The 26,030-nt window shown below is 32.4% G+C and carries 23 protein-coding genes and 1 pseudogene; 12 read left to right on the top strand and 12 right to left on the bottom strand.

Going from position 1 to position 26,030, the window contains the following annotated elements; genetic code table 11:
• Nucleotides 1-77: 77 nt before the first annotated feature.
• Together yidC and HMPREF3265_RS05335 are read right to left on the bottom strand one after the other, a co-directional pair.
• Nucleotides 78-911 (bottom strand): membrane protein insertase YidC, encoded by an 834-nt coding sequence (yidC, locus tag HMPREF3265_RS05340; RefSeq protein ID WP_070861103.1) that lies wholly within the window; start codon nucleotides 909-911, stop codon nucleotides 78-80.
• A gap of 98 nt (nucleotides 912-1,009) precedes the next feature.
• Nucleotides 1,010-2,503, bottom strand: coding sequence for a serine hydrolase domain-containing protein (locus HMPREF3265_RS05335; protein WP_070442634.1), 1,494 nt, complete (start codon nucleotides 2,501-2,503; stop codon nucleotides 1,010-1,012).
• Between the two features lie 277 nt (nucleotides 2,504-2,780).
• On the opposite strand from HMPREF3265_RS05335, the gene HMPREF3265_RS05330 reads away from it, so the two are divergent.
• Complete coding sequence (locus tag HMPREF3265_RS05330) at nucleotides 2,781-4,607, top strand: APC family permease (RefSeq protein WP_070861102.1); 1,827 nt, start codon at nucleotides 2,781-2,783, stop codon at nucleotides 4,605-4,607.
• Between the two features lie 59 nt (nucleotides 4,608-4,666).
• On the opposite strand, the gene HMPREF3265_RS05325 is transcribed toward HMPREF3265_RS05330, so the two are convergent.
• Nucleotides 4,667-6,874 (bottom strand): cation:proton antiporter domain-containing protein, encoded by a 2,208-nt coding sequence (locus tag HMPREF3265_RS05325; RefSeq protein WP_070861101.1) that lies wholly within the window; start codon nucleotides 6,872-6,874, stop codon nucleotides 4,667-4,669.
• A 305-nt stretch (nucleotides 6,875-7,179) separates the two neighbouring features.
• The gene (locus tag HMPREF3265_RS05320) at nucleotides 7,180-8,580 is read right to left on the bottom strand and encodes an amino acid permease (RefSeq protein WP_070861100.1); all 1,401 of its coding nucleotides are present in this window, start codon (nucleotides 8,578-8,580) and stop codon (nucleotides 7,180-7,182) included.
• 311 nt (nucleotides 8,581-8,891) lie between these two features.
• Here HMPREF3265_RS05320 and HMPREF3265_RS05315 point away from each other — a divergent pair, with 311 nt between their 5' ends.
• Entirely contained in the window at nucleotides 8,892-9,710 is an 819-nt protein-coding gene (locus tag HMPREF3265_RS05315) for a metallophosphoesterase (RefSeq protein ID WP_070861099.1), read from the top strand.
• 58 nt (nucleotides 9,711-9,768) lie between these two features.
• Here HMPREF3265_RS05315 and HMPREF3265_RS05310 read toward each other — a convergent pair whose 3' ends face one another.
• A complete protein-coding gene (locus HMPREF3265_RS05310) occupies nucleotides 9,769-10,392 on the bottom strand; it encodes a C39 family peptidase (protein WP_070442623.1) in 624 nt (207 codons plus the stop codon).
• A gap of 140 nt (nucleotides 10,393-10,532) precedes the next feature.
• On the opposite strand from HMPREF3265_RS05310, the gene HMPREF3265_RS12880 reads away from it, so the two are divergent.
• On the top strand, nucleotides 10,533-10,682 hold the full coding sequence (locus HMPREF3265_RS12880; RefSeq protein WP_240556345.1) for a hypothetical protein: 150 nt from the start codon (nucleotides 10,533-10,535) through the stop codon (nucleotides 10,680-10,682).
• A 24-nt stretch (nucleotides 10,683-10,706) separates the two neighbouring features.
• Nucleotides 10,707-11,027 (top strand): GyrI-like domain-containing protein, encoded by a 321-nt coding sequence (locus HMPREF3265_RS12875; RefSeq protein ID WP_240556347.1) that lies wholly within the window; start codon nucleotides 10,707-10,709, stop codon nucleotides 11,025-11,027.
• 98 nt (nucleotides 11,028-11,125) lie between these two features.
• Here HMPREF3265_RS12875 and HMPREF3265_RS05300 read toward each other — a convergent pair.
• The 5 genes and pseudogenes from HMPREF3265_RS05300 to HMPREF3265_RS05280 all read right to left on the bottom strand — a co-directional run bounded on the left by HMPREF3265_RS05300 (nucleotide 11,126) and on the right by HMPREF3265_RS05280 (nucleotide 16,171).
• A pseudogene (locus HMPREF3265_RS05300) lies at nucleotides 11,126-11,889 on the bottom strand (class I SAM-dependent methyltransferase).
• An 11-nt stretch (nucleotides 11,890-11,900) separates the two neighbouring features.
• Nucleotides 11,901-12,569 carry an iron-sulfur cluster repair di-iron protein ScdA gene (gene scdA / locus HMPREF3265_RS05295; protein ID WP_070861098.1) on the bottom strand — a complete coding sequence of 223 codons (669 nt, stop codon included), beginning with the start codon at nucleotides 12,567-12,569 and terminating at the stop codon, nucleotides 11,901-11,903.
• 273 nt (nucleotides 12,570-12,842) lie between these two features.
• A complete protein-coding gene (locus HMPREF3265_RS05290; protein ID WP_070861097.1) occupies nucleotides 12,843-14,042 on the bottom strand; it encodes a putative multidrug effflux MFS transporter TcaB in 1,200 nt (399 codons plus the stop codon).
• 159 nt (nucleotides 14,043-14,201) lie between these two features.
• Complete coding sequence (locus tag HMPREF3265_RS05285; protein ID WP_070861096.1) at nucleotides 14,202-15,008, bottom strand: hypothetical protein; 807 nt, start codon at nucleotides 15,006-15,008, stop codon at nucleotides 14,202-14,204.
• 17 nt (nucleotides 15,009-15,025) lie between these two features.
• Entirely contained in the window at nucleotides 15,026-16,171 is a 1,146-nt protein-coding gene (locus HMPREF3265_RS05280; RefSeq protein ID WP_070861095.1) for a glycerate kinase, read from the bottom strand.
• A 146-nt stretch (nucleotides 16,172-16,317) separates the two neighbouring features.
• On the opposite strand from HMPREF3265_RS05280, the gene HMPREF3265_RS05275 reads away from it, so the two are divergent.
• The 3 genes from HMPREF3265_RS05275 to HMPREF3265_RS05265 all read left to right on the top strand — a co-directional run bounded on the left by HMPREF3265_RS05275 (nucleotide 16,318) and on the right by HMPREF3265_RS05265 (nucleotide 19,285).
• Nucleotides 16,318-17,790, top strand: coding sequence for a hypothetical protein (locus HMPREF3265_RS05275; RefSeq protein ID WP_070861094.1), 1,473 nt, complete (start codon nucleotides 16,318-16,320; stop codon nucleotides 17,788-17,790).
• 31 nt (nucleotides 17,791-17,821) lie between these two features.
• Nucleotides 17,822-18,202 (top strand): GtrA family protein, encoded by a 381-nt coding sequence (locus tag HMPREF3265_RS05270; protein WP_011274958.1) that lies wholly within the window; start codon nucleotides 17,822-17,824, stop codon nucleotides 18,200-18,202.
• A gap of 216 nt (nucleotides 18,203-18,418) precedes the next feature.
• Nucleotides 18,419-19,285 (top strand): cation diffusion facilitator family transporter, encoded by an 867-nt coding sequence (locus tag HMPREF3265_RS05265; RefSeq protein ID WP_016930748.1) that lies wholly within the window; start codon nucleotides 18,419-18,421, stop codon nucleotides 19,283-19,285.
• A 622-nt stretch (nucleotides 19,286-19,907) separates the two neighbouring features.
• On the opposite strand, the gene HMPREF3265_RS05260 is transcribed toward HMPREF3265_RS05265, so the two are convergent.
• Nucleotides 19,908-20,486: an aggregation-promoting factor C-terminal-like domain-containing protein gene (locus HMPREF3265_RS05260; RefSeq protein WP_049426564.1), complete on the bottom strand. Its 579-nt coding sequence runs from the start codon at nucleotides 20,484-20,486 to the stop codon at nucleotides 19,908-19,910.
• Between the two features lie 430 nt (nucleotides 20,487-20,916).
• On the opposite strand from HMPREF3265_RS05260, the gene HMPREF3265_RS05255 reads away from it, so the two are divergent.
• Nucleotides 20,917-21,603: a 2,3-diphosphoglycerate-dependent phosphoglycerate mutase gene (locus HMPREF3265_RS05255; RefSeq protein WP_011274961.1), complete on the top strand. Its 687-nt coding sequence runs from the start codon at nucleotides 20,917-20,919 to the stop codon at nucleotides 21,601-21,603.
• 210 nt (nucleotides 21,604-21,813) lie between these two features.
• Here HMPREF3265_RS05255 and HMPREF3265_RS12415 read toward each other — a convergent pair whose 3' ends face one another.
• Nucleotides 21,814-21,927, bottom strand: coding sequence for a putative metal homeostasis protein (locus tag HMPREF3265_RS12415; RefSeq protein WP_107609856.1), 114 nt, complete (start codon nucleotides 21,925-21,927; stop codon nucleotides 21,814-21,816).
• A 167-nt stretch (nucleotides 21,928-22,094) separates the two neighbouring features.
• Here HMPREF3265_RS12415 and HMPREF3265_RS05250 point away from each other — a divergent pair, with 167 nt between their 5' ends.
• The 4 genes from HMPREF3265_RS05250 (at nucleotide 22,095) to HMPREF3265_RS05235 (ending at nucleotide 26,026) form a co-directional block, all read left to right on the top strand.
• Nucleotides 22,095-23,546 carry an MDR family MFS transporter gene (locus tag HMPREF3265_RS05250; RefSeq protein ID WP_070581954.1) on the top strand — a complete coding sequence of 484 codons (1,452 nt, stop codon included), beginning with the start codon at nucleotides 22,095-22,097 and terminating at the stop codon, nucleotides 23,544-23,546.
• A gap of 251 nt (nucleotides 23,547-23,797) precedes the next feature.
• On the top strand, nucleotides 23,798-24,598 hold the full coding sequence (locus HMPREF3265_RS05245) for a transporter substrate-binding domain-containing protein (RefSeq protein ID WP_037550106.1): 801 nt from the start codon (nucleotides 23,798-23,800) through the stop codon (nucleotides 24,596-24,598).
• Nucleotides 24,579-25,298 (top strand): amino acid ABC transporter permease, encoded by a 720-nt coding sequence (locus tag HMPREF3265_RS05240; RefSeq protein WP_037550342.1) that lies wholly within the window; start codon nucleotides 24,579-24,581, stop codon nucleotides 25,296-25,298. The genes HMPREF3265_RS05245 and HMPREF3265_RS05240 overlap by 20 nt, the downstream gene beginning before the upstream one ends.
• Nucleotides 25,295-26,026, top strand: a complete 732-nt coding sequence (locus HMPREF3265_RS05235; protein ID WP_070442595.1) for an amino acid ABC transporter ATP-binding protein — start codon at nucleotides 25,295-25,297, stop codon at nucleotides 26,024-26,026. The genes HMPREF3265_RS05240 and HMPREF3265_RS05235 overlap by 4 nt, the downstream gene beginning before the upstream one ends.
• The last annotated feature ends 4 nt before the right edge of the window (nucleotides 26,027-26,030 follow it).

Below are 26,030 nucleotides of genomic sequence, written 5' to 3'. Positions count from 1 at the left end.
AATACTTAGTATTTTTTATTCTTATACAAGAACTTAATATCCCAGTCTCTTTTTAGTATGTTTTGCTCTTTATTGAGTTAGTCATTGTGATTTGTAGACTTACTTCTACGCTGTTCTTCAATTTGTTTACGTAACTGATCTCCAGCAGCTTTGCCTACTTTTGCATAATGGCTATGTGCAAAATGCATTTGAATAATTAAAAACGTTGCACTTATCGCCCAGTATAAACTTAAGGCTGAAGCAGATTGCAGTGATGCATAAATAATAAATAATGGAGATAACACCATCATGACATAGTATGTGCGGCGTTCTTCTTTTGGATAATGCATTGCATTGACCAAAGGTTGAATGAGGTAAAGTAAAGCTGCTATAAATGTCATGATTAAATCCGTATGCATTAAATTGAACCATAAAAAGTGAGGGTGCTCGATAATACCACCACTCGTTGGATATTTAATACAAGCGTATAAACCTAATAAAATAGGGATTTGGATTAATATTGGCAAAGTTCCAACTAGGCTTTTGAATGGATTAATACCATAGTTGTTGTACTTTTTCATTAATAATTTATTAGCTGCAGTACGTTCTTCTTGTGTATCAGCATTCTTTAGTTTATCTTGCAGTTTCTCAATTTCTGGTTTAACTACCTGAGTTTTACCTCTCATAATGTGAATGTTTTTCACTTGGATAAACATTAGTGGCATTAGTACAAGACGTATGATAAGTACAATGACAATAATGGCTAATCCATAATTCTCATGGAATGTTTGACCTAAGAAGTGAAGTAACATATCCATTGGCTTAACAAATATAGTATAAAAGAACCCATGTTGATCTTCTTTATGAGAATAGTCACATCCACCCAATAATATGACAACACTCATTATGAATAAGGACCATTTTTTTCTCATTTATAATCTCCTATATGCTTGAGGTCTTTAATAATCTTAGTCTTTAATATGTTTAGCTTAACATATTCGCATGATAAGCGTAGCGGTTAATCTCAATTTTATGACTTTGATTTATTTGTAACTGTAATTATTTTTAAAAGAGTCAAACCAAAAAGACTTGTTAATAAAGTGATGAAACCTAGTATAGTGACTTTAGCTGGTGCCGGTAGCCAAGACATAATAAATTGCCAATCAGAGCCATTTAGTAACAATGAAGGCAATACATGTAGAAGACCTAAAATTAAAATAAAGCCGATTGAAAGTATGAGTATTCGATATTTCGTGTTTCTATGTTGAACGCTTAATAGGATCAGTTGATGACTGGTGATATGACGATATAAGTAAATCAAAGTTATAGCAACCATGATCCAAATCACGATTGTAACTACAATAATCATAGTTTTGTATTGATTGATGTAGTATTGTACCGTATCAATATGCTGTCCTTGACTTAATTGCGTATTTAAATGTTTGGCAAGCGTTGGAGTATGACTAGAATAAGCATTTGCGAGAACAACAATGCCATAGTCTTTCTTAGGATTCAAAATAATATAAGAAGAATAGTTCTCAAGCGTACCTGGATGATAGATAAGTGTTTCTTGATTATCCTTAGTGACAAACCAGCCTGTTGCATATTGAGAATCATCATCGTCATTTGTTTTAACCTTTGGTTTGTGTGTAGCTTCAACTAAAGATTTTAAATGTCTTGGGGGATGAAGTTGAAATTTTATCCAAGGTTCTAAGTCATGTGTGCTAGCCATTAAATAGGCTGACGGGTTATCACCGATATTAAACTTTGGATTATCTGAGTATGCTTTATTATGTTGAATATCATACCCCTGAGCATCATCTCCGCCCTTTTTATTACTCTCTTTAGTAGAAATATGTTTCATATTTAAAGGTTTGAAAATATGTTCACTCATATAAGATGAATAGGGAGAATGAGATATATTCTGAACAATTAAACCTAAAATATCGTAATTCATATTAGCATATTCGAACTGTTCTCCTGGTCGATGGTTCAGTGAACGACCATTAATACTGTTAACAATTCCATCTAGACTATCCGTCTTTTTTGTAATTTTATCATTGTCAGTGATATCTCCTGGAATACCACTAGTTTGAGATATTAATTGATTAATAGTGATTTCTACTTTTTTTCCTTTATATTTCATATGAAAGTTAGGTATGTATTTACTTATAGGGTCATTTAATTTGATTTTCCTTTCATTGACGAGTTGCATAATGGCATATCCCGTCATTGCTTTGGAATTAGAAGCAATTTCAAAGCGTGTATTAGAGGTTACTTTTTGTTTATTTTTAATGTTTGCATACCCATAACCTTTATTGAGTAACATTTTATTATCTTTAATAATTAATACAGAGACGCCTGGAATGTGACCATCATTCATTTCGTTTTCGACAATGCTGTCCAAATAATTTTGAGAAGTAGGGCTAATCATTGAATAGTTGGGTTGCCATTTAATCATGATTGAACAAATAAATAAGATAATAACTAATACGACTCCACTGAAAAGAAATGTCTTTTTCATTTTTAATCCTCTGATCATAAGATTTAAGTAGTGAACAATTTATACGTTAACGAAAATAGTATAGCAAGTTTTTTGATAAATTGCTCTTGTGTTTCTTTTGTGTTGCTATCTATTGATTTAAATTATTAATAATAGAAATTTTACAAATAAATATAACTGTAAAATGTAACTTTAATGGTGATAAATCACATTAAAATAGTGGGGCCATCTATACTTTTTATCAAAATGGGAGTATATTTTATCCATTGAATTTGAATATAAAGAGGTAAAGAGTATTATGTTCACTCAATTTAAAAGACTTTTAATTGGTAAACCTAAAAGAAATCGCGATTTGAAAAATGAAAAAATCAGTAATTTCAAGGCTTTAGCAATACTTTCCTCGGATGCATTGTCATCAGTAGCCTATGGTCCGGAGCAAATTTTGATTACACTTGCAGTCGTTGGCGCTATGGCGTCATGGTACACGTTACCAATTGCATGTGCAGTATTAGTACTATTAGCAGCTTTAATCTTATCATACCGCCAAGTCATTTATGCCTATCCTAAGTGCGGCGGTGCTTATATGGTTTCTAAGACTAACTTAGGAGAAAAATGGGGACTAGTAGCTGGTGGTTCATTACTTGTTGATTATATTTTAACTGTAGCGGTAAGTATTGCTTCTGGTGCAGATGCGTTTGTAGCTGCATTTCCGTCACTGTATCATCACAAAGTATTGATTGCATGTTTACTAGTACTATTTATTTTAATAATGAATTTACGTGGATTGACAGAATCTGCTACAGTATTGTCTTATCCAGTCTATTTATTCATTATCGGGTTAATTATTATGATTGTTGTAGGAGTATGGAAAGTTGCAACTGGCCAAGCTGAACCACATATGCACGCAACAGTGGGAACAGCTGTGCCTGGTGTTACGCTATTCCTACTATTAAAGGCATTCTCATCTGGTGCTTCATCTTTAACAGGTGTCGAAGCTATATCTAATGCGGTGACTAATTTCAAAGATCCTGGTCCGAAAAATGCTGTTAAAACATTAGTTACAATGGGTGGCATCCTTGCATTTCTATTAGTAGGCATTGTAGGTTTGGCCTATTGGTACGGCGTAATGCCTGAGACTGAAACGACCGTATTGTCTCAATTAGCAATGAACATTCTAGGACACAATGCTGGTTATTATTTTGTTCAAGCAACAACAGTAATGATTTTAGTTTTAGCAGCGAATACCGGTTTTACCGCATTCCCAATGCTTGCTGCTAGCATGGCAAAAGATAAATATATGCCTCGTATGTTTAGTGTTCGAGGAGATCGCTTAGGTTATTCGAACTCTATCATTACTTTAGGTGTTGGGGCTATCTTGCTTATTATCATTTTTGATGGTAAAACTGAGAACTTAATTCCACTCTATGCTGTAGGTGTATTTATTCCGTTCACATTAGCTCAATATGGCATGGTGCTAAAATGGATTAGAGGCAGAGAAAAAGGGTGGTCTCGTAAATTGATTGCCAACGCGATAGGTGGAACAATTACATTTATCGTATTTATGATCTTCTTGATCACTAAATTTAGCCATGTATGGCCAATATTGATATTTTTACCTTTAATTGTGACTGTATTCCTACGTATCAAAGGTCATTATAAAGATATTGCTAAACAGTTGAAATCGACAGCGATGGTGCAAGATATGCCAATCGTTGATAAAAATTTAGCGATTGTTCCTGTAAGTACGATTACATCAGCCATTGATAAGTCAGTGTATTATGCTCAAATGATTGCTGATGATGTTATAGCAGTACATGTTTCCTTTGGTGATGAAGCGGATAAATGCTTTGCTGAAAAATGGCAACGTCATTATCCAGATGTGCGTTTAGTCATCTTACATTCTGAATATCGTAGTGTCATTAGACCAATTTCAAGATTTATTGATAAGATCAATAAAAAAGCGAATGATAAAAATTATGTCATTACAGTTGTTGTGCCTCAGTTTATTACAAAAAAATCTTGGCATAACTTCTTACACAATCAAACGAGTATTAGATTAAAAATGCACTTGTTCTATCAAAAGAATGTTATTTTGGCAACTGTACCATTTAAATTACACAAATAAACTTATAGAAAAGCCCATAGATAATGCAAGGTTACATTATCTATGGGCTTTAATTGATTTTAGTGAGCGTTGCTTACTTCATGTGCTAGAACGATTTCATTGTAATTGATGTTTTCTCGTAATTGGGTTGCAACTTCATTAGTTACTTTATTTCGTGAAATTAATTCATCTAAAATGGTGCGTTGGATGTATAATGCTTCCAATTTTACATCTTGTTGTTGCTGTGTAGTAAGTTCATATACTTCTTTGTTTTGATTTCTTTGTTGCTTTTTATTCTTATTGTGACGAATCGTACGAGATAGATTGTGATATTGGTTAATAATTAAACTCACTTCTAAGACATTTGAACTATTTTGTTCTTGACGCATTTTCATAATAATATTGTGATTAACAACACGCATTAATTGTTGCACTTTGTTAAAGCTATTTGTAAATTCTTCTCTTTGTGCCTTTTTATCGTCTTTTACTTTTTGACGTTCAGCTTTATATTCTTCACGCTTAGCTTTAATATCCATTTTATTTTGTTCAGATGTAGCATGATGTTCTTCTTTTAATAATGCACGGTTTTCTTTATGAATGCGATGTGCCTCTTTTCGTGATTCTTTACGAGCTTTAAATCGTAAGCCAATCAATTTAAAGAAACGACTTATTTTTCTTAGAATAGACATTTCACGATAAGATTGACTGAATTCCATAATATTGCGATAGTCTGTTAAATCCTTCTTAGTAATTCTTTCTTTTTCGATTAATCGTTCTAGTGTTCTTGTTTCTTCTTCTTCAGATATTTCTTGAAGGCGACGTAATTCCTTCGTATTTTTATTGTCCGGTTCCATATTGATTAAGAATGATAACTCATTAAAATATTGATTTAATATTGGTCGATAATCCATACTTTTTTCTTCAGAGTTTTTCTTTTTAAAAGTATCAAGTACTTGTTGAACCATAAATATTTTAGCTGATTGATAGGACATACCTTTAAATTCTGAGACCTTTTCAGATGGTGTGATAAACGGTAGAACAACTTGGGCGAGAATTAAGCTAGTTAATACCATAAATGAAGCGATGAATAATAGATCATTACGATATATAAACTCTTGGTTACCATCCATCATATATGGAAGTGTTAATGCCATTGATAAAGAAATGGTACCGTGTATCCCACACATCGTCATAATAAAGGCATAGTGATTACGCTTCGGTGGTCCAGCATCTTCTTCATCATCTAAATAAGATTGAACGTTGTTTGGATAGTAAAAATCTTTAAATAATAAGTACACCCAAACAAATCTAAATACATAAATCGCTAGCGCAATTAATAGAGCGGTTGTAATTAAAAATACAATGTTTTGTGGTTCGTCATGAATAATTTCCATAACTACTTCGGGAACAATATATCCCAACACTACAAATACAAAGCCATTTAATGCATAACTTAGCGTATTCCATATTTGGTTATAGTTCATTTGTAATTCCGTTTGGGCACGAATTAAACGGTCGCGTTCTAAACCATGGATTAAACCAGCGACAACTACGGCTATAATTCCTGATGCGTGAAGCTCTTCGGCAATAAAATAAACGGCGAAAGGAGTAAGTAATTGAATGAATGTTAACGTATTACTATCTTTCATCCCTTTATTGGCAGTTAAATAAACTCTTAAAGTTACGACTAGTGCGCCAACAATGATACCAATTAACACACCTAAAATAGTTGAAATAATAAATTGGCCTATTGCATCAAACGCTGAAAAACTACCAGTTACAAGTGCAGTAACTGCAATTTTAAATGAAATGATACCTGCAGCGTCATTAAGTAACGATTCACCTTCAAGAATTGACATTGACCCTTTAGGTAATATCTTACCTTTAGTAATTGCGGAAACTGCGACTGCATCAGTAGGGCACAGAATTGCAGCAATTGCAAATGCGGCTGGCATTGGTAAATCAGCCCAAATCCAGTGAATAAAGAAACCTACACCAATAACGGTAGTAAATACAAGGGCCATTGCCATAAGAACAATGGGTTTACGATACTCAAGTAACTTTGTTCTGGAAATATGAGTACCTTCCACAAATAGCAGAGGGGCGATAACAGCCATCATAAAGACTTCCGATTCAAATTCAAAGTGCATTGGAATAGGTAGCACAAATAAGCAGACACCCAATGCGATTTGAATAAAAGCAGTAGGAATTTTAGGGAACCTATTATAAATAATAGAACTAATAATAACTGCGAATATAAATAATAAAAATGCTTCTAATAGCTCCATGAATAACTCCTTTATAAAATGAATACTAATAGTTTACCATGTGACATGATAGGCTACCAAAAATGGCAACCTATTTACCATATTTAAGTGTCTATAAACGGATATATGAATTAAAGTGGTTATCAATATAGAGTTGTTTGAAATGTTTAAAATTGGGAGTAGTTGAATAAAGTTGTATTATAGTGAGAACAGAGTTAAGATCATAAAAATATAAAAACTGAGAAAAGCTTGATTTAAGCATCTTCTCAGTTTAATTTGCTTATATAAATTGAAAAATTTCGTTTATCAATTAATTAATGTGATGATTAATAATTAATTGAATTACGACCTTGACTACGAGTTCGTTCTGCTAAGTCTTCTGCATTAGACTTGTATTTTCTATAAAAGATGAACAAGAAGATAAACCAAATTGGTGAAATGAAAATGGCCGCTCTTGTATCTTCGCTAAAGAATAGTAGTACAAACACAAACGCGAAAAATGCGAGTACGACATATGCTGTCTTAAGTCCGCCAAAGAGTTTAAATTTATTCTTATGGTGTTCTTCTGGATTCTTTTTAACGAAAACAATATAAGAAATGATAATCATTGCCCATACTACTAAAAATAGAACAGTTGACAGTGTTGTAACATAAATAAATAATTTAATGGCATCTGGGAAAATAAAATTAAGCAATGCTGCTGCTAATAAGGTACCAGATGATACTAACATAGATAAGTAGGGAACACTGCTATCATTTGTTTTGCTTAAAACTTTAGGTCCTAAACCTTGTTTAGCAAGTCCGAATAAAATACGACTATTAGAATAAATACCACTGTTTGTTGCTGATGCTGCGGCAGTTAATACTACAAAGTTTACTAGTCCGGCAGCGAATGGTAAGCCGATTAAACTAAACATCGTTACGAATGGACTACTATTTGAGTCTATTTTATTCCAAGGAATAACCGACATGATGACTAATAAACCACCGACGTAAAATAATAAGATACGTATAGGCACGTTATTAATCGCTTTAGGAATTACATTTCTAGGGTCTTTCGTCTCACCAGCAGTTACTCCGATAAGTTCAATACCAATAAATGAATAAACGGCAATTTGGAATGCCATTAAGAATCCAAATGGTCCATTAGGGAAGATACCGCCGTGATTAGTTAAGTTACTAAACGATGCATGACCATAAGATGTTTTAAATGAGAAGAATATCATGACAAGTCCAACGATGATCATCGCAATAATAGTAACAATCTTGATAATTGAGAACCAAAATTCCAATTCACCGAATAATCTTGCACCTAACATGTTAAAAGAGATTAACATTAATACTATGAACAAGACGGTAATCCAATGTGGAACTTGTGGGGACCAAAAACTAAAATATTGTCCCATTGCTGTTAAATCTGACATACTTGAAGCAATCCAAGCGAGCCAATATGTCCAACCAATGACAAATCCGGCAAAGGGACCTATGTATTCGTTCGCAATATCTACAAATGAATTAAAGCGTGTATTACTTAATAACAATTCTCCAAGTGCTCGCATGAATGCAAACATGACCATACCAATAATCATGTATGTTAGTAAAAGGGAAGGTCCTGTTAAAGCAATTGTTTGTCCTGAACCTAGGAATAATCCTGTACCAATTGCGCCCCCAATCGCGATTAATTGAATATGCCTGTTGTTTAGTTCTCTTTCCAACTGTCTAGCCATATACTTCCTCCTTAGAAAGCAATGATGCGATTTTTAATTTTTAGTTGTAAACGCTTTCTTTTTATGCAAAAAATTTTTTCTTTTAACAAAGTATAGCGTTTGTTCAATAGCTGTTAAATTTTAGATAAAAAGCGATTTTGATACTAATTGTTCACAAATTATGTAACTTTGCTAAAAGGTAATTTTATTATACTCTTTATTGTATAAAATATAAACAAATTTCTGAAAATTTAATAAACAGATTTATTTATTATTAATAATAACTATGACATAATGATTTCAATTCAAAACAAGTAAGAGGGAAGACATTAATGAAGATAGGTACAATTTCAGATTTACATATCGATCGACATCCTAAACTAGAGCCACAAGCATATCTTGATGCACTCGCCCATATTGTGGAACAAAGAAGTGTTGATTTATTATTAATTGCAGGAGATATGTCTAATCATTTTCAGCAAGGTTATCAATTTATTCAAGACTTAAAAGAAAAATGTCGTATACCAATCTTATTCGTGCCTGGTAATCATGACTATTGGACTTCAGAAGCATCACTCAGTTCAAAGCAAATTTATGAATTTTATGCTAGCAAGCCAGATTGTTTAATCGGAAAACCTTATATTATTAATAATAATTGGGCAATTGTTGGACATACAGCTTGGTATGATTATAGCTATGCGGATAGCAAATTTGATTTGGATCGAATTAAAAGAGGGAAATATTATGGTGCCACATGGCAAGATAAAGTGAAAATTGATTGGGATATTGATGACAGAGTGTTATCTAAAGAGGCGGCTAAACAAATACAAGAAGACTTAGAACAAGTGAAAGATAAACATGTTATTTTAATGACACACATTGTTACGCATCCTCAATTTTTAGTACCTATGCCGCATCGCATTTTTGATTTCTTTAATGCTTATATTGGTACTAAGGACTTTGATGAATTTTATTCAACCTATTCCATTCGTTATAGCATTATGGGGCATGTGCATTTTCGCAAGATGATTAGTGAAAATGGCATCACATATATTTGTCCCTGCTTAGGGTATCAACGACAATGGAGAACGAGTGATATTAATCAAGAAATCAATAACGCTTTAGTAACATTTGATATTAGTGATGAATAAAATATATGTGAGATCGGGAAGTGTCTTAAATTATCTCGACCTCACTTAACAGTAACTATTAATCATTGGTGTTTACTTTAAGATAAATACATGTACGACCAGGAGCGTTAAAGCTACGTTCTAATTTCGACTTTGCAATTTTAATAATTTGAAAGCGATTAGGAACTATAGCAGGAAAGATAACAAATTTAAATAAATGACTCCATAAGGGATCTATATAATAGTAATATTTATTATCGTATCCAATTAATAGCGTAACATGAATGTTAGAAACGAGTTCTTTCTCATGATCATCAAATGTAAAGTGTTTTCGAAATGGTTTACGTCCTAAACTCGTGTGGTACATGATGACCGGTTGACCTGAATCGATTACGGTCTCTAACGATGTTAGGTCAGTACCTGTGCCATCAACAATACGTGAATCAATTGTTTGTAAATATGGAACATAAGCATCTGGAAAGATGGTTTGATGATGACCCAATTTGACAAGTAAGTGATGACCCACATAGCCTTTATAGGGATTATTAGGATGTTTGGGCCAATGTTTCATAATTTCAGTTGCTTTAATATTATGACTGTTATATTGAAGTAACATTGCTGCTGAAACACCTTCGCAGCCCATGACCATTGGAATTGGAAATAATTGGCTAATTGGTTTGATTGATAATATCGTTCTTTTCATCCTTATTCTCCTCAAAGACACTTTTATGATTTACATCACTTAATTTAAGTAAATTTATTATATACCTTAGTGGTCATCTCGTATATTAATATGGATTTTGACTTTATTGATATAGAATAAATGAAAAAGGGGACATTTGAATGGCAATACAATATAAATTGGAACAGTTAAATCATGTTCAACTCATCGGTGTCTTAAGAAAGTATGAGAGCGGCGATGAGATGCAAAAAGATATACCGTCATTTTGGCAAAAAGTAAATAATGATGGGGTTGTAGATGATTTAATATAACTTAGTAATCAAACATTATCAGGAATGTTAGGCGTCATTTTACAGAAAGAAGATAATCATTTCGACTATTTCATTGGTGTACCTTGTGATAATTCGAATAATAATGATTCGCACTTTAATACACTCGAATTGTCAGCTCATAAGTATGTTGTTATAGATGCGAAAGGAAAAGTTCCCGAAGCGATTAAATCGATAATGCCTAAAATCTATCAAGAGTTATTACCTCAAGCTAAATTTAAGACGATTAGAGCACCTATGTTTGAACATTATTTACCAGGAAATACCCAAAGTAGTGATTATATTACGGAAATTTGGATTCCTATAGAGGATCAGACAAAAGATTGAGATAAAATAGGTATTACAAAACTATAAAATACTATAATTAAAAGAACTGAGGAGGCGCTCTTTTAAGCGTTTCTCAGTTCTTGTTATACTTTCACAATTTATTTTCTAATTGCATGAACGATATAATTCATATTCTTTTTATGTTTACGCATTGTTTTAAACATTTTGATAAACATTTTGCGATTAGTTAATTTTAGAGCGTTTTTAATAATTTTTAACGTACCAAGGAGGCCTTCATCTCGAATCATGCCTATTGGAGTCATTAAAGATAGTGGACCTACTTTAGACTCAATATTTGAAAAACCAGCTTCTTGATAGAGTTGATACCAATCTTCAGGCGATAAAGGTGTAACTTTCATATTGATGGCGTTACTTAATTCATCAATGACTGTTGGTGCCTCTTGTCTATTAATAATTGCAATGTCATGTGTAAGTATAATGCCATTCGGCTTTAATACTCGATAATATTCATTTAGCACTTTTTCCTTAATCTGATAAGGCAACATTGTTAGCATCGCTTCATTTAAAATAATATCAAAACTCTTATCTTCAAAAAGTAATTTCATAGCATTGGCTTGCGTTAAATGAATAAGCTTATCTAAATTGTGTTTCGAAACATTTTGTTTACCTTTTTCTAAAGCGGTTTTATTTAAGTCTACGCCCTCAATGTGGCAATTATATTTTTGAGCTAATTCAATAGAAGTTGTACACATATTACAAGCTACTTCTAAAACACGTTTGCCACTGGTGAAGTGTCCTTTATTTATAAGCCAATTTGTTGCTAACACCCCCCTGGTCGTAAACGTTTCTTTCCTAATTGTGCTAAAAATGTATGGCCGGCTATTTTAGTTACCGTAGTCAACACTTCCTGTTCTAACTGAATTTGTTAAAGAGTACGTGATTTTCTAAATGTACATGCTCATGAGTTTCACGTTCTAAATTCTCTAGACGATGATATACTAATCTCCAAGTTTGGCAAGCTTCACTAGGAGGTTGATATTGGTTAGTTAATTCACGCATATCTTCAAGTACTTGTCCTGTTTGAGTGTGGTCGTCAACTAAGCTTTGAATGATATCAGATGAATGATCTACTTGTTCACCACGAGAAAGTTTAATTAACGCTGGGAAATCATGTTCATCTTCTTGAGCCATATGCTCAAGCATACCATCTCGATATTGACGATATAAATCTTGTAACTGAATTAGAAATGGATGGTTCGGTCCATGAACTTTAGCAATTTTTGTAACATAAGGGGATAGATTCTTAAATTCTTCACGCATTGTTTCGTGATAGCGAGATTGTATATATTGAATTAATGACGGTGCATCAAGATATTTCACATTAATGTTTCCTTGATCATGGTTTGGAAGTTCATTAATTTCATCTATTAAAGTTTCTGCATCAACTTTATTATTTTTAACTGCCTCATTTATAGATATATTGCCACCGCAACAAAAGTCGATGCCATATTTTCTGAAAATATCAGCACTTAGTGGGATATCAGTAACAATTTCTGCAACGATAGATTCATTTGTAATCATTAAAACTCCTCCTTTATTTACTTTCATTATAATCGTTAATAATAATTATCAATTAGAAAAAATATAGCTGTCACTTATTTGTTGGAAAGTTATTAAAATATTGTGAACGAGTAACTTTGATTTTAAATTAATGGCCTCATTTTAAAATGAAATGCAAAAAACTGAGAAAAGCTCGATATGAGCATCTTCTCAGTTTAGTCGACTACTGCATGATTTTATGTAGCATTTTAATCCTTTGTCTTAATCTTCTAGTTATATTGAATAAAAGATTTATTATGCTGGGTTACGATGATTTCTAAAATAAATCACTTGTAGTGTTATTAAAATGACTGCTGTTATCATAATAACGAAAATGTATGGGGTTGCGTCATATTGTCCTTTGAGTCCTACAATAGGAGAGATAATACCACCAAGTATAAATTGGAATAGTCCTAATAAACTAGACGCATTGCCACTACCACCAGTACGTTCTTCCATTGCCATTGAAAAACCAAGTGGCCCAATAGACGTAACAGGACATACATTTAAGAAAAATGCGATAAGTAAAATCCATAAGGGACCATGAACTGCAACTGTAACCACAATTAAAATGACACCTACAACTTGTATTAAGGTTAAATAAATCATAAGTTTGAAACGATTAATATAAGCTACAAGAAGTGCGACGATCTGACTCACGATAATTAAACCGACACCATTAACAGCGACCATGATACTGAATTGTTGAGGTGTCATATTATAAATTTTTTGCGTAATAAATGGAGAAGCGGATGAAAAACTAAATAACATTACATACGTTAACCCCTGTAGCAACATTGGAATAATGAATCGTGGTTTTTTCATTAGACTACCGAAATCTAATAAAATGTCTTTAAAGTTAAGTGATTTGTGTTCCGATTTATGTGTCTTTGGCATCATTGTAGCGACGCCTAATAGTACTAATAGACTTATAAATGTTAGGATAATGAATACAATTCTCCATGATCCAAGTGTTAATGATAGTCCACCGAGTAATGGCATGATGATAGTAACAATACCATTCACGACCATTAGTGATGCTAGAAATTTTGCTAATAAATCGCCCTCGTATCTATCTCCAGCGAAAGCTTTGGCTATAACGATAATACCACCGGCTGTAAACCCTTGGATAAAACGAATACATAAAAATAAAATTAGGTTAGTAGCGAATACGCCACTAAGTGTGGCTAAGAAAAATATACATAATATGATAAGACCCATTCTTTTACGACCATATGCATCAGATAATGGGCCAAATAGGAATTGGCCAAGTGCTAAACCTATCATTGCAAATGATAATGTAAGTTGTATTTCAGATGTTGATGATCTAAATTGATGTTGTGCTTCAGGTAATGCGGGTAAATACATATCAATAATCATAGGTCCAAATGCAGTCATTACACCTAATACTATTAGAAGCAATAGGGGTAATTTTGTATGAGTTGAAGGTTGCATAGTGTTTCTCCTTAAAAAGTTTGCAAACTACATTATAAAGGTTTTTTGTATATTTGTAATTGACAAAATAAAAAAGCGACACAGAATTCATTGTGTCGCCTAATATAGGTTGATTAACTTTCAAAAAGTTTTGAATATAAGCTTTCTCAATCAAGCCAATTATTGTGAATTTGTATCACTTGAATTTCCAAGAATACTATTTAATTTCTCTTTAATTTCATCAAATTTTGTATTTACATCGTTGAGTAAGTCATTAACTTTACTTTGGCTTTCGTTATTTTGTTGAGCATTATTAGCTTCTTTTAATTTATTGACTTGCTCTTGATAAAATTTAGTTAATTTAGAATCTTCACCAGTTTGTTCACTATTTTTTAAGTTATTAACATCCTCTTGAATTTGTTTAATTCTTGAGTCAGTATCTACTTTATCTTTAATGTCATTTTTAGCATCTTCTACTTGTTGTTTGATATTATCACTTTGATTTTGTACTTCATTTTTATAATCTTTAGATACATTGTTGTCATTAGAAGCATTATTCGTTTGTTGGTTATCACTACTATTGTTATTAAGTATTGCTCTTGTGGCAAATACCGCTACGATAATCAACAATATTGCAATAATAGCAATTAGCCATTTTTTAGATTTCTTATTTTTTTCGTTCTCTTCTTCTAACTGTTGTTCGCGTCTAAAGTCACGATCGTTATAGTATCTATTACCATCTTCATCGTATTCATCATTACGTCGGCGATAATCCTCACGATAATCATAATCATAATCATCTTGATATCGATGGTCATCATTACGATATCTCGGATCATCATCTCGATAACGTGAATTGTTACGATTGTATGCTTCTTGACTTTCGCGTCGCTCATGACGCGCACGTCCATCCGCGCTTTGTCGGTTACGTTTGCGATATTGTTCATCATATTTGTAAGAATCTTTATATTTGTCTGTTCGTTTCAAGATAGTCACCTCATATTTTAAATAGTTAGTTTGAATAGTCTTGCAATATTTTCAGCAGTATGTGTCATGTTTCGTTTAGCGTTATTTAATAATGAAGGCAATGATTCTGGTTGCTCAATTAAACTAAATGCACTGTCAATGCCATGCTTATAAACATCTTGGTATTCTTCGGCAAGACTACCACAAATAGCTATAACAGGAACGTGATGTTCTTTTGCTGCTTTAGCTACTCCGATAGGTGTTTTACCAAAGACTGTTTGAGCATCCATCTTTCCTTCACCAGTTATGACAAGATCTGCATCCTGCACTCTTCTCGAAAAGTCAGTTTCTTTTAATACAATATCAATACCGTTAGAAAGTGACGCATTGAAGAATGCGAGGATACCTGCACCTAATCCACCAGCAGCACCGGCACCTGGGATATCTTTGACACTTACATTTAGTTCTCGTTCTATCATATCATGATAGGTTGTAAGTGCGGAATCCAACTTTGGTATCATCTTAGCGTCAGCACCTTTTTGAGGACCATAGATTTCAGTTGCGCCATTAGCACCTAATAACGGGTTTGTCACATCACAAGCAACTTCAAATGTGACGTGCTTAAGTCTTTGATCTAAGTTTGAAATGTCAATTTTTGCTAGCTCAGATAAGTAGCCGCCACCGAGTTTTAAAGGTTGATTTTTAGAATCAAGAAATTGAGCGCCTAATGCACATAACATGCCACTACCGCCATCATTGGTAGCACTTCCTCCAATGCCTAAAATGATCTTAGTAACATGATGATCAAGCGCATCTAATATTATTTCTCCAACACCGTAAGTAGATGTAATAAGTGGATTACGTTCTTCATCTGTCAATAAATCTAGTCCTGATGATGCAGCCATTTCAATGATAGCTACTTGATTATCCTGGGAAAGTGCATATGAAGCTTCAATGTTTCTATGCAATGGGTCATGAACTGGAATGGTGTACGTCTTAGCATTAAGCGCTTCCTTTAGAGCATCTGTTGTACCTTCACCACCATCTGCCATTGGGATAATGTCATAGTGAATATCTTCATGAAATATTTTCTTGAAACCATCTTGTATTGCTAAACCAGCTTCTTTAGCTGACATGCTCTCTTTAAATGAATCAGTGGCAATGACTATTTTTCTAAGATTCATCTTAGTAGACCTCCAATAGTTTATATATTTAAAATTAGTATAAAATAATGTTTGAATGTATAATTAATAAAAAAAGAATATAATATAATTAGTTGAGCCAAAACGAGTGCTAATTTAATTAACCTTATGACATAAAGGAGTTCGACATGCATAGACTTAAACATCATGAATTTTACATCTGGATGATTGGATTGATCCTATATTATGGCTATTTAGGCTACATTATCCCCTTACATAGTACAGATTGGTTTTGGGGTAGTGGCCACGGTATGCAAGTGGTCAGTAATGCTTTTAATAATTTTAATGGAAGATACATTAGCAATTTATTAGAATTTGCAAGTGTCCATTCTATATTACTTCGTACATTATCATTTGCGTTTATATCAATCTTTATCGTGGTACTTTTATTAAGATTATTGAATCAGTTTGGTGACACAAATTATTTAATATTAAGCGCTGTTTTATTATTTATTATACCCAATTCCTTGTTTGCACAAAGTTATGGTAATTTTGAATTTTTTTATACATATGTTTTTGGCACATGTTTTTCTTTATATATCTTAAGTTTTATAATAAAAGTATTACTTAATAAAGATGAATTTAGTCGTATTGAAGTTTTTATATTTTGGCTAATATGTACATTGGGACAGTGGTTTGCTGAACCTTTAGCTTTTTATAATGCCAGTATATTACTTGTAGGAATGATTTATTATGCCATACGCAATCATAAGTTTTACTATAGTCTGGTACTTGGTTGGTTGCTTTCATTAAGTGGTGCGATGATGATGCTATTAAATGATAAATATATTTATATCTTTTCAAGTGTTAAGGCATTAAGAGGACACTTAGACATGCTTGGGTTAAACCATAAGTTCGAAATATCACTTCTAAAAGATATTCCAAGATATCTCTTTTTTAATAATATTATTATTTTATCCTTAATAGTGATTATTCTAATGATATTGCTATTAAAAAGTAGTGTGTTCTTAACTTTACCTACAATAAAGCGAATCATTTTACAAATAGGTATTTGTATATTGCCTATATATAAAATCTTTATATATGAACCTTTTAATTTGAAACAATTGTCAGAGACATTTACGTTTGAAGTCATTAATACTCTATTGTGTCTTATAATGATGGTTAGCATTGCAATTTCATGTAAGTTAGTCATTCAATTACCATATAATCGATTGTTGGTTTTTATGTCACTTGTTTCTATTCCAATTAGCGTGTTACCAGTTATTTTAATTACTGAAGTTTCAGTTCGACAGTTTTATTTAGCATATTTACTTTGTATAATTGTACTCATTAGTTTAATTTCAGAATTAGGCATTTTGACGTTGAACCATTATAATTTTTTAAAAAGTTGTATACTTATCTTTGCGATTATAAATATAATTATTTTTACTGATGTACATATTCGTAGTGAACAACGACTAGAAGATGTAAAATCGCAAATTGATTGCAATAAGCGTCACATAACATTATCACATTTACCTTATGAATCTTATCTATTTGAAATGACACCAGCAGATGAAGCAGATTTAACTAACTTCAAAGAATTTCATCATATTTCAGAAAAATATTCGTTTAAAATACTGCCGTTTGAAAATTAAAAAAGAAAAATGACGACAAAGGAGAAAGACGATGAAATTGAATCAAACCCACTTTGAGATTATTAAATTTATAATTGTGGGGGGGATTAATACCCTTAATTATTATATTGTGTATTTATTATTATTAAAATTATTTCACGTGAATTATATGATTAGTCATATTGCTGGTTTCTTAGTAAGTTTTGTTATTTCTTACTATTTAAATTGTTATTTCGTTTATAAAGTAAGACCAACGCTTAAGAAATTTTTAAGCTTTCCATTAACTCAAGTTATAAATATGGGTATGCAAACATTATTATTATATGTCTTTGTTAAGTGGTTTCAATTTCCATCTGAAATCGCACCATTTGCAGGTTTAATTATTACTATTCCAATTACATTTATTGTTTCAAAGTGGATTTTAAAGGATTAAATGACGTGCAACTTTAGGCGATTTATTTTTATAATACGAAACTTCAAATGACTTTAAAGAGTGACAATTTTATAGCTTTAGCTAAAGTGAAATTTAGGTTTTGCTAAAAATTTAATTAGATTAATTATACGGATTTTATAGAAATCAAAAAACGTTGTCATTCATATTTTGATAGTACATACTATTGATATTAAAGCATTTAAGGTGGTTAACAAAATGTCTCAAAGTGAAAATCTTAAATTGGCACAAAGAGGCGCTTATTTAAGTTTAGTAGTATACATTATTTTATCTGTTTCTAAATATATTACTGGATTTGTTTTTGATTCAGCAGCTGTTAGAGCAGATGCTTTGAATAATATGACAGATATTATTGTATCTATAGCTGTTATTGTTGGGTTGAAAATTTCAATAAAACCAGCAGATAAAAATCATCCTTATGGTCATTTGAAATCTGAAAATATTTCAACGTTGTTGGTTTCATTTATTATCATGTTCGTGGGTATTCAAGTTGTGATTGAAAATGCACCTAGAATATTTACAAATGAGCACAATACACCAAATGTAGTCACAATATTTGTAAGTTTAATAAGTGGGTTAATTATGATAGTTGTGTTTGCAATAAATCAGAGATTAGCTCAGAAAACGATGAGTAGTTCGTTAAAGTCCGCTGCAAAAGATAACTTATCAGATGGATTAGTTAGTATGGGTACGGCAATTGGTCTGGTATTTACTCAATTTGGTTTACCTATTGTCGATGTTATTTTAGCAACGATTCTAGGATTTTTAATTGTTTATACCGGATTTGGTATTTTTAGAGAGTCAATTTTTGCTCTTAGCGATGGATTCAATGAACAGGATCTTGAAGAATATCGTAATGTTGTATTGGAAGTGGATGATGTCAAAGATGTGAACAATCTTAAGGGACGCTACCATGGAAGTAGTATATTTTTAGATGTTACGATTGTTGTTGATGCACATTTGTCTCTTCAACAAGCACATGATATTTGTGATCGAGTGGAAAATCACTTGCATAGTAAAGGTATATCATCAGTATATGTACATCCAGAACCGGATACTTTGTAAAAGTAAGATGAATAGATTCTGAACAAAAGCATTGTTAATCTTAATGATTTTTTTCTGAAAATAGTGATTACGAATAAAGAAGCCAGTAAATGAGTCTTAAAAACTTCATTTACTAGCTTCTTTATTTATAATACTTCGTATTATTGGCTCAATTGCCTAGGGGACTGGGTTGTAAAGAAATTCTTAGATGAATTTTTACTCATTATAGTTGCGACACTTTCTTGCAGGAAAGGCTCGTGCCTGTATTCCTCTAAAGGCGTTCGTTAGATAGATGATTACTCACATAAGCTGCTTCGCGTTCCTGGGATGCCGTCTCAGCCTGTAGTCTTCGACTGGCACTGCTACCCTAGGAGTCTTCGCAACTATGTTTTGTATTCTATCTTAAAACGCCTTATACAAGTGCAACAGCACTTGTGTTCAATAATTAAAACGCCAAGAGTCGCGCCAAAATACTTTGAATTCATATGGAATCCTACATTAAAATAAAAAAGACAATTCCTATATTATTTCAATAGAAATTGTCTGTTATACTTATCCAGAAAATTTATGTCCCGGACGCTTTTCGGGTTATTTAAACATAAATTCTAAGCGTTCTGCCTCAGAACTTAAGCTCTGTTAAATTTTACCACCAACCGTTAGATTCACGGAAACTAATTGCAGCTTCAATTGAACCATAACGTTCTTTAGCATATGAAATCATGCCTTTTGTTTGCGTTTCGACAGAGCCATAGCCCCAAGATTGATTTGTCTGTCCTAAACCATGATATTGTCCATTAGACGCATTAGGATCTCCACCTGATTCAGGTAAGACAATTTTCTCCCATAACTCTTCTGTTCCACCAGCTGCGATAAATTGTTTGTATACTGAAGATGTACTTTCACTTGATGAGCTTTCATTAGATGAATTGTCATCACTTGAAGTGTTACTAGATGAGCTATTATCGGCCGTAGATTCGGAGTTACTTGATGATGTATTAGTAGTAACATTAGTTGTATTAGCTTGTGTAGTTGCAGCTGATGTTACATTAGAATGTTGACTCTGATGAGATGGTTGATTGTGTTGTAATTGTGTATGTTGATTATATTGACAAGATTGATTTTGTTGACCATGTGTCATTTCACTTGCATGTGCTTGACCGGGTTCTAATCCTGCGGCACCTAAAGATACCATTGTCATTAATGCAAAAATTGATTTCTTCATAATAAATAATCTCCTTTAGAAATTGGTTTTTTGTAAGCAATCTAAAATTGCTATTAAATTAAGTAAAGTCATAATTACTTATCTTTTAATATCCTTTTAGATTATGCATCCCAATACGTCTTGCTGTTGATTACGGTAGAATCATTATAACACCTCATTTAATGACATAGGTTACTACAATATCAAAAGATAGTATCAAAAATGAACTGAAGATAACGAACATGACAAACTAACGTCATTTATGCCAAAAATGGCGTGAATTTAAGATATTATGAAATTTAACGAAATAGTTTTATAATAAATGTAATAGAAAAAGAGTAGGTTACTTGTTGCAAAGCATAGGGAAGTAAGTTTAGAGTTAGTGATTGGTTTTAAGTCATTTTAAACAAAATCATTCAATTAAAACTAACGTATAGGAAGGTGTTTTGATATGCCAAAATTAATATTATGTCGTCACGGTCAAAGTGAATGGAATGCTAAAAATTTATTTACAGGATGGGAAGATGTTCAACTATCTGAACAAGGACGAAATGAAGCAATTACTTCAGGACGTAAATTAAAAGAAAATGGTATTGAAATTGATGTGGCGTTTACTTCATTGTTAACGAGAGCATTAGAGACAACTCAATTTTTATTAGCTGAATCAGATCAAGAGTGGATTCCAGTGCATAAAAGTTGGCGTTTAAATGAGCGTCATTATGGTAAATTACAAGGTCTTAATAAAGATGAAGCGCGAAAAGAATTTGGTGAAGAACAAGTGCATCAATGGCGACGTTCATATGACGTTAAACCACCAGCACAAACTGAAGAACAACGTGAATCATATTTAAAAGATCGTCGTTATAGACATTTAGATCATCGTATGATGCCTTATTCTGAAAGTTTAAAAACAACGTTAGAACGTGTGGTACCTATATGGACAGATAAGATTTCTCAACATCTATTAGATGGAGAAACAGTTCTAGTAGCTGCACACGGTAATTCAATCCGTGCATTAATTAAATATTTAGATAATGTATCTGATGAAGATATCATTGGTTATGAAATTAAAACTGGTGCACCACTTATTTACGAATTAGATGACAATTTAAATGTAATTGATCATTATTATTTATAATTATTAAATTAAAGTAGTGGGAGCGGGGCAGAAATTAAAATAAATTCGTGGTCCCATCCCGACAAGGATGAGTAAGTTTGAAAAAACTTGATTTAAGCGCATTTTCAAATCAATCAACTACTGCCAATATGGTAAAAGAAGGCTGAGACATTTTATTTAGTCACAGCCTTTTTTCTTTGTAGGAGTTATTTATGGAAGAAATAGATAACATTAAGCTGATTTACGATTACGTTTGTATTGTTTAATTATTTTTAATGCACGTTTGCGAGTTTTGATATTAGGACTATTCAAATTTCGACGTGCTGTTTGTAAATCTTGTTTCATATTTGATTCCTCCTTTTTAAAAAGGATAAAGGAAAGTAAGCTAAAAGTAAATAGTAATTATTACGATTTACAAAATAACACAAAAAATTTATATGAAATTTAAAATTATATATGTATAATAGTCAAATGTATCTATTGAAAGCTTAGGTAGATAGGAGGGGAATAATATGTCACATAAACAAAAATTAGCAATGATATTTACGATGTTGTTAGGTGGCTTTTTCGGGTTGTTAAATGAAACGCTACTCACTACAGCGTTGCCGAGAATAATGAAAGATTTTAACATTGAATATTCACAAGTACAATGGCTAACAACTGCATTCTTACTAACTAATGGTGTAGTCATTCCGTTATCTGCATTCATTATACAGCGATACTCAACAAGACAAGTGTTCCTAACTGGAATTCTGATATTCTTTATCGGGACGATGTTAGGCGGTTTTAGTCCAAACTTCACAATCCTTTTAATCGCGCGTATTATTCAAGCATTAGGCTCAGGTATTATGATGCCACTGATGATGACAACAATTCTAGATGTCTTTAAACCACATGAACGTGGTAAATATATGGGAATGTTTGGATTGGTCATAGGTCTTGCACCAGCAATTGGTCCTACATTATCGGGTTATTTAGTTGAATATTTTGACTGGAGATCACTTTTCCATGTCGTAGCACCGATTTCAGCAATAACATTTCTTATAGCTTTAAAAATTATTAAAAACGTTGGAACAACAGTTAAAACTCCTATTGACCTCATTTCTATAATATTATCTATATTAGGATTTGGTGGATTATTATACGGTGTTAGTTCTATTTCAAGTGATGGATGGGATGATCCACTAGTATTAATAACGATAATAGGCGGTATACTATTAGTCGGAATATTTATTTGGCGTCAAGAGAGACTTGAAACGCCATTACTAAGTTTCAAAGTATTTAAGAATAAAGAGTTTGCAGTTGGTTTAGCGATTATGGCTGCAACAATGATTTCGATGATTGGTTCTGAAACAGTATTGCCTATGTTTGTACAAAATCTTTTAGGAAGAACGCCTATCGATTCAGGACTCATCTTACTACCTGGAGCAATTGTTATGGCTATCATGTCTGTGATTTCAGGTTGGTTATACGAAACATTTGGTGCTAAAGTGTTAGCAATAATTGGTATGTCTATTGTTCTTATAACTACTTCTTACTTTGTAGTCATGGATGAACATACATCTACGATAATGTTGGCAACTGTTTATGCTATTCGTATGATTGGAATTGCAATGGGCTTGATGCCAATAATGACGCATACAATGAATCAGCTAACACCAGAACTTAATGCTCATGGCTCATCCATGACAAATACCATTCAGCAAATTGCTGGTTCAATTGGAACAGCAGGTTTAATAACAATATTAAGTACAGCAAGTAAGAATTTCCAACCGACGATGAGTGATTATCAAGGTATGGATAAAAAAGAAATGGCAGGACAAATACAAATTGATGCCATGCTTCATGGTTATCATTCAGGATTTTTATTTGCCGTTATTATTACAGTCATCAGTTTATTGCTTACATTTTTAATTAAAAGTAAGAAAAAGGTTAAGGCAGAAGCTAAATTACAAAATAATTAAATGAACTTTATATAGTTAAAATAAGAGATCAAGACGAACGTTGAAAATGTTTAAGCATTTTTTCATAGAAGGGATACCATAGAGGGCTCCTTTAACAAAAACGTTCTATGTCTAGGTCTCTTTTTTATTTTATTAATATCCAAACATTCTGAACACTTAGGCAAATGTAAAATAATGTTGACTATTCCCACCCATGAGATTAGAATTAATTTATTCTGACTAATCTAATAGGAATATGGAGGACAAGGTAGATGAAAAGACTTTTATTTGTTGCTTTAGCACTTATCTTTGTGTTAGCTGCTTGTGGTAATGGAGGATCATCTGATAAAAATAGTGATTCTAAATCAAGTAGTAGTAACAGCGATAGTAAAACACTGAAAGTGGGTACTGAAGGTACATATGCACCATTCACGTTCCACAATAAACAAGACAAATTAACTGGTTACGATATTGATGTAATCAAAGCAGTTGCAAAAGAAAAAGGTTATAAACTTAAATTTAATGAAACATCATGGGATTCAATGTTTGCTGGTTTAGATGCGAAACGTTTTGACGTTATTGCTAACCAAGTTGGTGTAAACAAAGATAGAGAGAAAAAATATAAATTCTCTACACCTTACACTTATTCAAGCGCAGTTTTAGTAGTACGTGAAAATGAAAAGAACATTAAATCATTTAATGACGTCAAAGGTAAAAAAATGGCTCAAACATTCACGTCTAACTATGGTCAATTAGCTAAAGATAAAGGTTCAGATATTACTAAAGTTGATGGCTTTAACCAAGCGATGGACTTATTATTATCTAATCGTGTTGATGGTACATTCAACGATAGCTTATCTTACTTAGATTATAAAAAACAAAAACCAAACGCTAAAATTAAAGCAATCAAAGGAAATGCAGAGCAAAGTAAATCAGCATTCACATTTAACAAAGATGTTGATGATAAAGTTGTATCTGATTTCAACGATGGACTTAAAACATTAAAAGAAAATGGTAAATTAGCGGAAATTGGTAAGAAATGGTTCGGTGAAAATGTTTCTGAGCCTAAATAGTCAACAACAACATGCATTAGATGCGGCAGGGCAAGCATTTGGACCAATGTTGGAAGGTTTATTAAAATATTCTATTCCAATAACAATAGTTACATTTATCTTAGGTTTGATTATTGCTTTATTTACAGCGTTAATGCGTATTTCAACGAGTAAAGTTTTAAAAGGTATCGCAAGAGTATACGTTTCAATTATTCGTGGTACACCGATGATCGTACAGTTATTCATAATCTTTTATGGTATTCCTGAATTAGGACGCTTAGTAACTGGTAATGCTGATGAACAATGGACATTATCATCAGTTGTTTCAGCTATCATCGGTTTGTCACTTAATGTTGGTGCGTATGCATCAGAAATTATCCGTGGTGGTATTATTTCTATACCTAAAGGTCAAACAGAAGCGGCTTATTCTATAGGAATGAACTATAGACAAACGATTCAAAGAATTATTTTACCTCAAGCGATCCGTGTTTCAATACCAGCTTTAGGAAATACATTCTTAAGTTTAATTAAAGATACATCATTACTTGGCTTTATCTTAGTTGCAGAAATGTTCCGTAAAGCTCAAGAGGTAGCGTCTACAACATATGAATATTTCACAATTTATATTCTTGTAGCGGTTATGTATTGGGTAATTTGCTTCATTATCTCAGTTATCCAAAGCTTCTATGAATCATATATTGAAAGAGGGTATAACTCATGATTGAATTAAGTGGTATCCATAAATCATTCAATGATAAAGAAGTCATTAAAGGCATTGATTTAAACGTAGAAAAAGGGGAAGTCATAACACTTATTGGACGATCTGGTTCAGGTAAAACGACATTACTACGTATGATTAATGCTTTAGAAATTCCGACTGAAGGTAATGTTAGTGTTAATGGTGAAAGTTACACCGCTAATAATAAAAAGTCTCAAATGAGCGTACGCAAGCAATCGGGTATGGTATTTCAAAGTTATAATCTATTTCCTCATAAATCTGCATTAGAAAATGTAATGGAAGGATTAGTAACTGTAAAGAAAATGAGTAAAGCAGATGCGAAAGAAAGAGCAATGGGATTACTCGAAAAAGTTGGTTTAACAAGTGTTAAAGATCAACGTCCACATGCACTTTCGGGTGGTCAACAACAACGTGTAGCAATTGCTAGAGCACTAGCTATGAATCCGCAAGTAATGTTGTTTGATGAACCTACTTCTGCATTAGATCCAGAATTAGTTAATGACGTATTAAGAGTAATTAAAGAATTAGCTGATGAAGGTATGACAATGGTGATTGTAACGCATGAAATGCGATTTGCACGCCAAGTCTCAAATAAAATCGTCTTTATACACGAAGGACGTATTGGTGAACAAGGTACACCAGACGAAATATTCGAACATCCTAAGACAGAAGAATTACGTCGTTTCTTAAATGTAATTAATGAAGATTAATAAT

The organism is Staphylococcus sp. HMSC62B09, assembly GCF_001839115.1.
Lineage (GTDB): Bacteria > Bacillota > Bacilli > Staphylococcales > Staphylococcaceae > Staphylococcus > Staphylococcus haemolyticus.
The sequence above is the reverse complement of the archived record's forward strand: the minus strand, read 5'-3'. Positions and strand labels throughout refer to the sequence as shown.

Coding starts and splice junctions, on each gene's coding strand:
- yidC (WP_070861103.1), bottom strand. CDS start 911: ATGAGAAAAAAATGGTCCTTATTCATAATGAGTGTTGTCATATTATTG.
- HMPREF3265_RS05255 (WP_011274961.1), top strand. CDS start 20,917: ATGCCAAAATTAATATTATGTCGTCACGGTCAAAGTGAATGGAATGCT.
- HMPREF3265_RS05265 (WP_016930748.1), top strand. CDS start 18,419: ATGTCTCAAAGTGAAAATCTTAAATTGGCACAAAGAGGCGCTTATTTA.
- HMPREF3265_RS05330 (WP_070861102.1), top strand. CDS start 2,781: ATGTTCACTCAATTTAAAAGACTTTTAATTGGTAAACCTAAAAGAAAT.
- HMPREF3265_RS05260 (WP_049426564.1), bottom strand. CDS start 20,486: ATGAAGAAATCAATTTTTGCATTAATGACAATGGTATCTTTAGGTGCC.
- HMPREF3265_RS05310 (WP_070442623.1), bottom strand. CDS start 10,392: ATGAAAAGAACGATATTATCAATCAAACCAATTAGCCAATTATTTCCA.
- HMPREF3265_RS12415 (WP_107609856.1), bottom strand. CDS start 21,927: ATGAAACAAGATTTACAAACAGCACGTCGAAATTTGAATAGTCCTAAT.
- HMPREF3265_RS05325 (WP_070861101.1), bottom strand. CDS start 6,874: ATGGAGCTATTAGAAGCATTTTTATTATTTATATTCGCAGTTATTATT.
- HMPREF3265_RS05320 (WP_070861100.1), bottom strand. CDS start 8,580: ATGGCTAGACAGTTGGAAAGAGAACTAAACAACAGGCATATTCAATTA.
- HMPREF3265_RS05280 (WP_070861095.1), bottom strand. CDS start 16,171: ATGAATCTTAGAAAAATAGTCATTGCCACTGATTCATTTAAAGAGAGC.
- HMPREF3265_RS05250 (WP_070581954.1), top strand. CDS start 22,095: ATGTCACATAAACAAAAATTAGCAATGATATTTACGATGTTGTTAGGT.
- HMPREF3265_RS05335 (WP_070442634.1), bottom strand. CDS start 2,503: ATGAAAAAGACATTTCTTTTCAGTGGAGTCGTATTAGTTATTATCTTA.
- HMPREF3265_RS05235 (WP_070442595.1), top strand. CDS start 25,295: ATGATTGAATTAAGTGGTATCCATAAATCATTCAATGATAAAGAAGTC.
- HMPREF3265_RS05275 (WP_070861094.1), top strand. CDS start 16,318: ATGCATAGACTTAAACATCATGAATTTTACATCTGGATGATTGGATTG.
- HMPREF3265_RS05315 (WP_070861099.1), top strand. CDS start 8,892: ATGAAGATAGGTACAATTTCAGATTTACATATCGATCGACATCCTAAA.
- HMPREF3265_RS05240 (WP_037550342.1), top strand. CDS start 24,579: ATGTTTCTGAGCCTAAATAGTCAACAACAACATGCATTAGATGCGGCA.
- HMPREF3265_RS05290 (WP_070861097.1), bottom strand. CDS start 14,042: ATGCAACCTTCAACTCATACAAAATTACCCCTATTGCTTCTAATAGTA.
- HMPREF3265_RS05245 (WP_037550106.1), top strand. CDS start 23,798: ATGAAAAGACTTTTATTTGTTGCTTTAGCACTTATCTTTGTGTTAGCT.
- HMPREF3265_RS12880 (WP_240556345.1), top strand. CDS start 10,533: ATGGCAATACAATATAAATTGGAACAGTTAAATCATGTTCAACTCATC.
- HMPREF3265_RS12875 (WP_240556347.1), top strand. CDS start 10,707: ATGTTAGGCGTCATTTTACAGAAAGAAGATAATCATTTCGACTATTTC.
- HMPREF3265_RS05270 (WP_011274958.1), top strand. CDS start 17,822: ATGAAATTGAATCAAACCCACTTTGAGATTATTAAATTTATAATTGTG.
- scdA (WP_070861098.1), bottom strand. CDS start 12,569: ATGATTACAAATGAATCTATCGTTGCAGAAATTGTTACTGATATCCCA.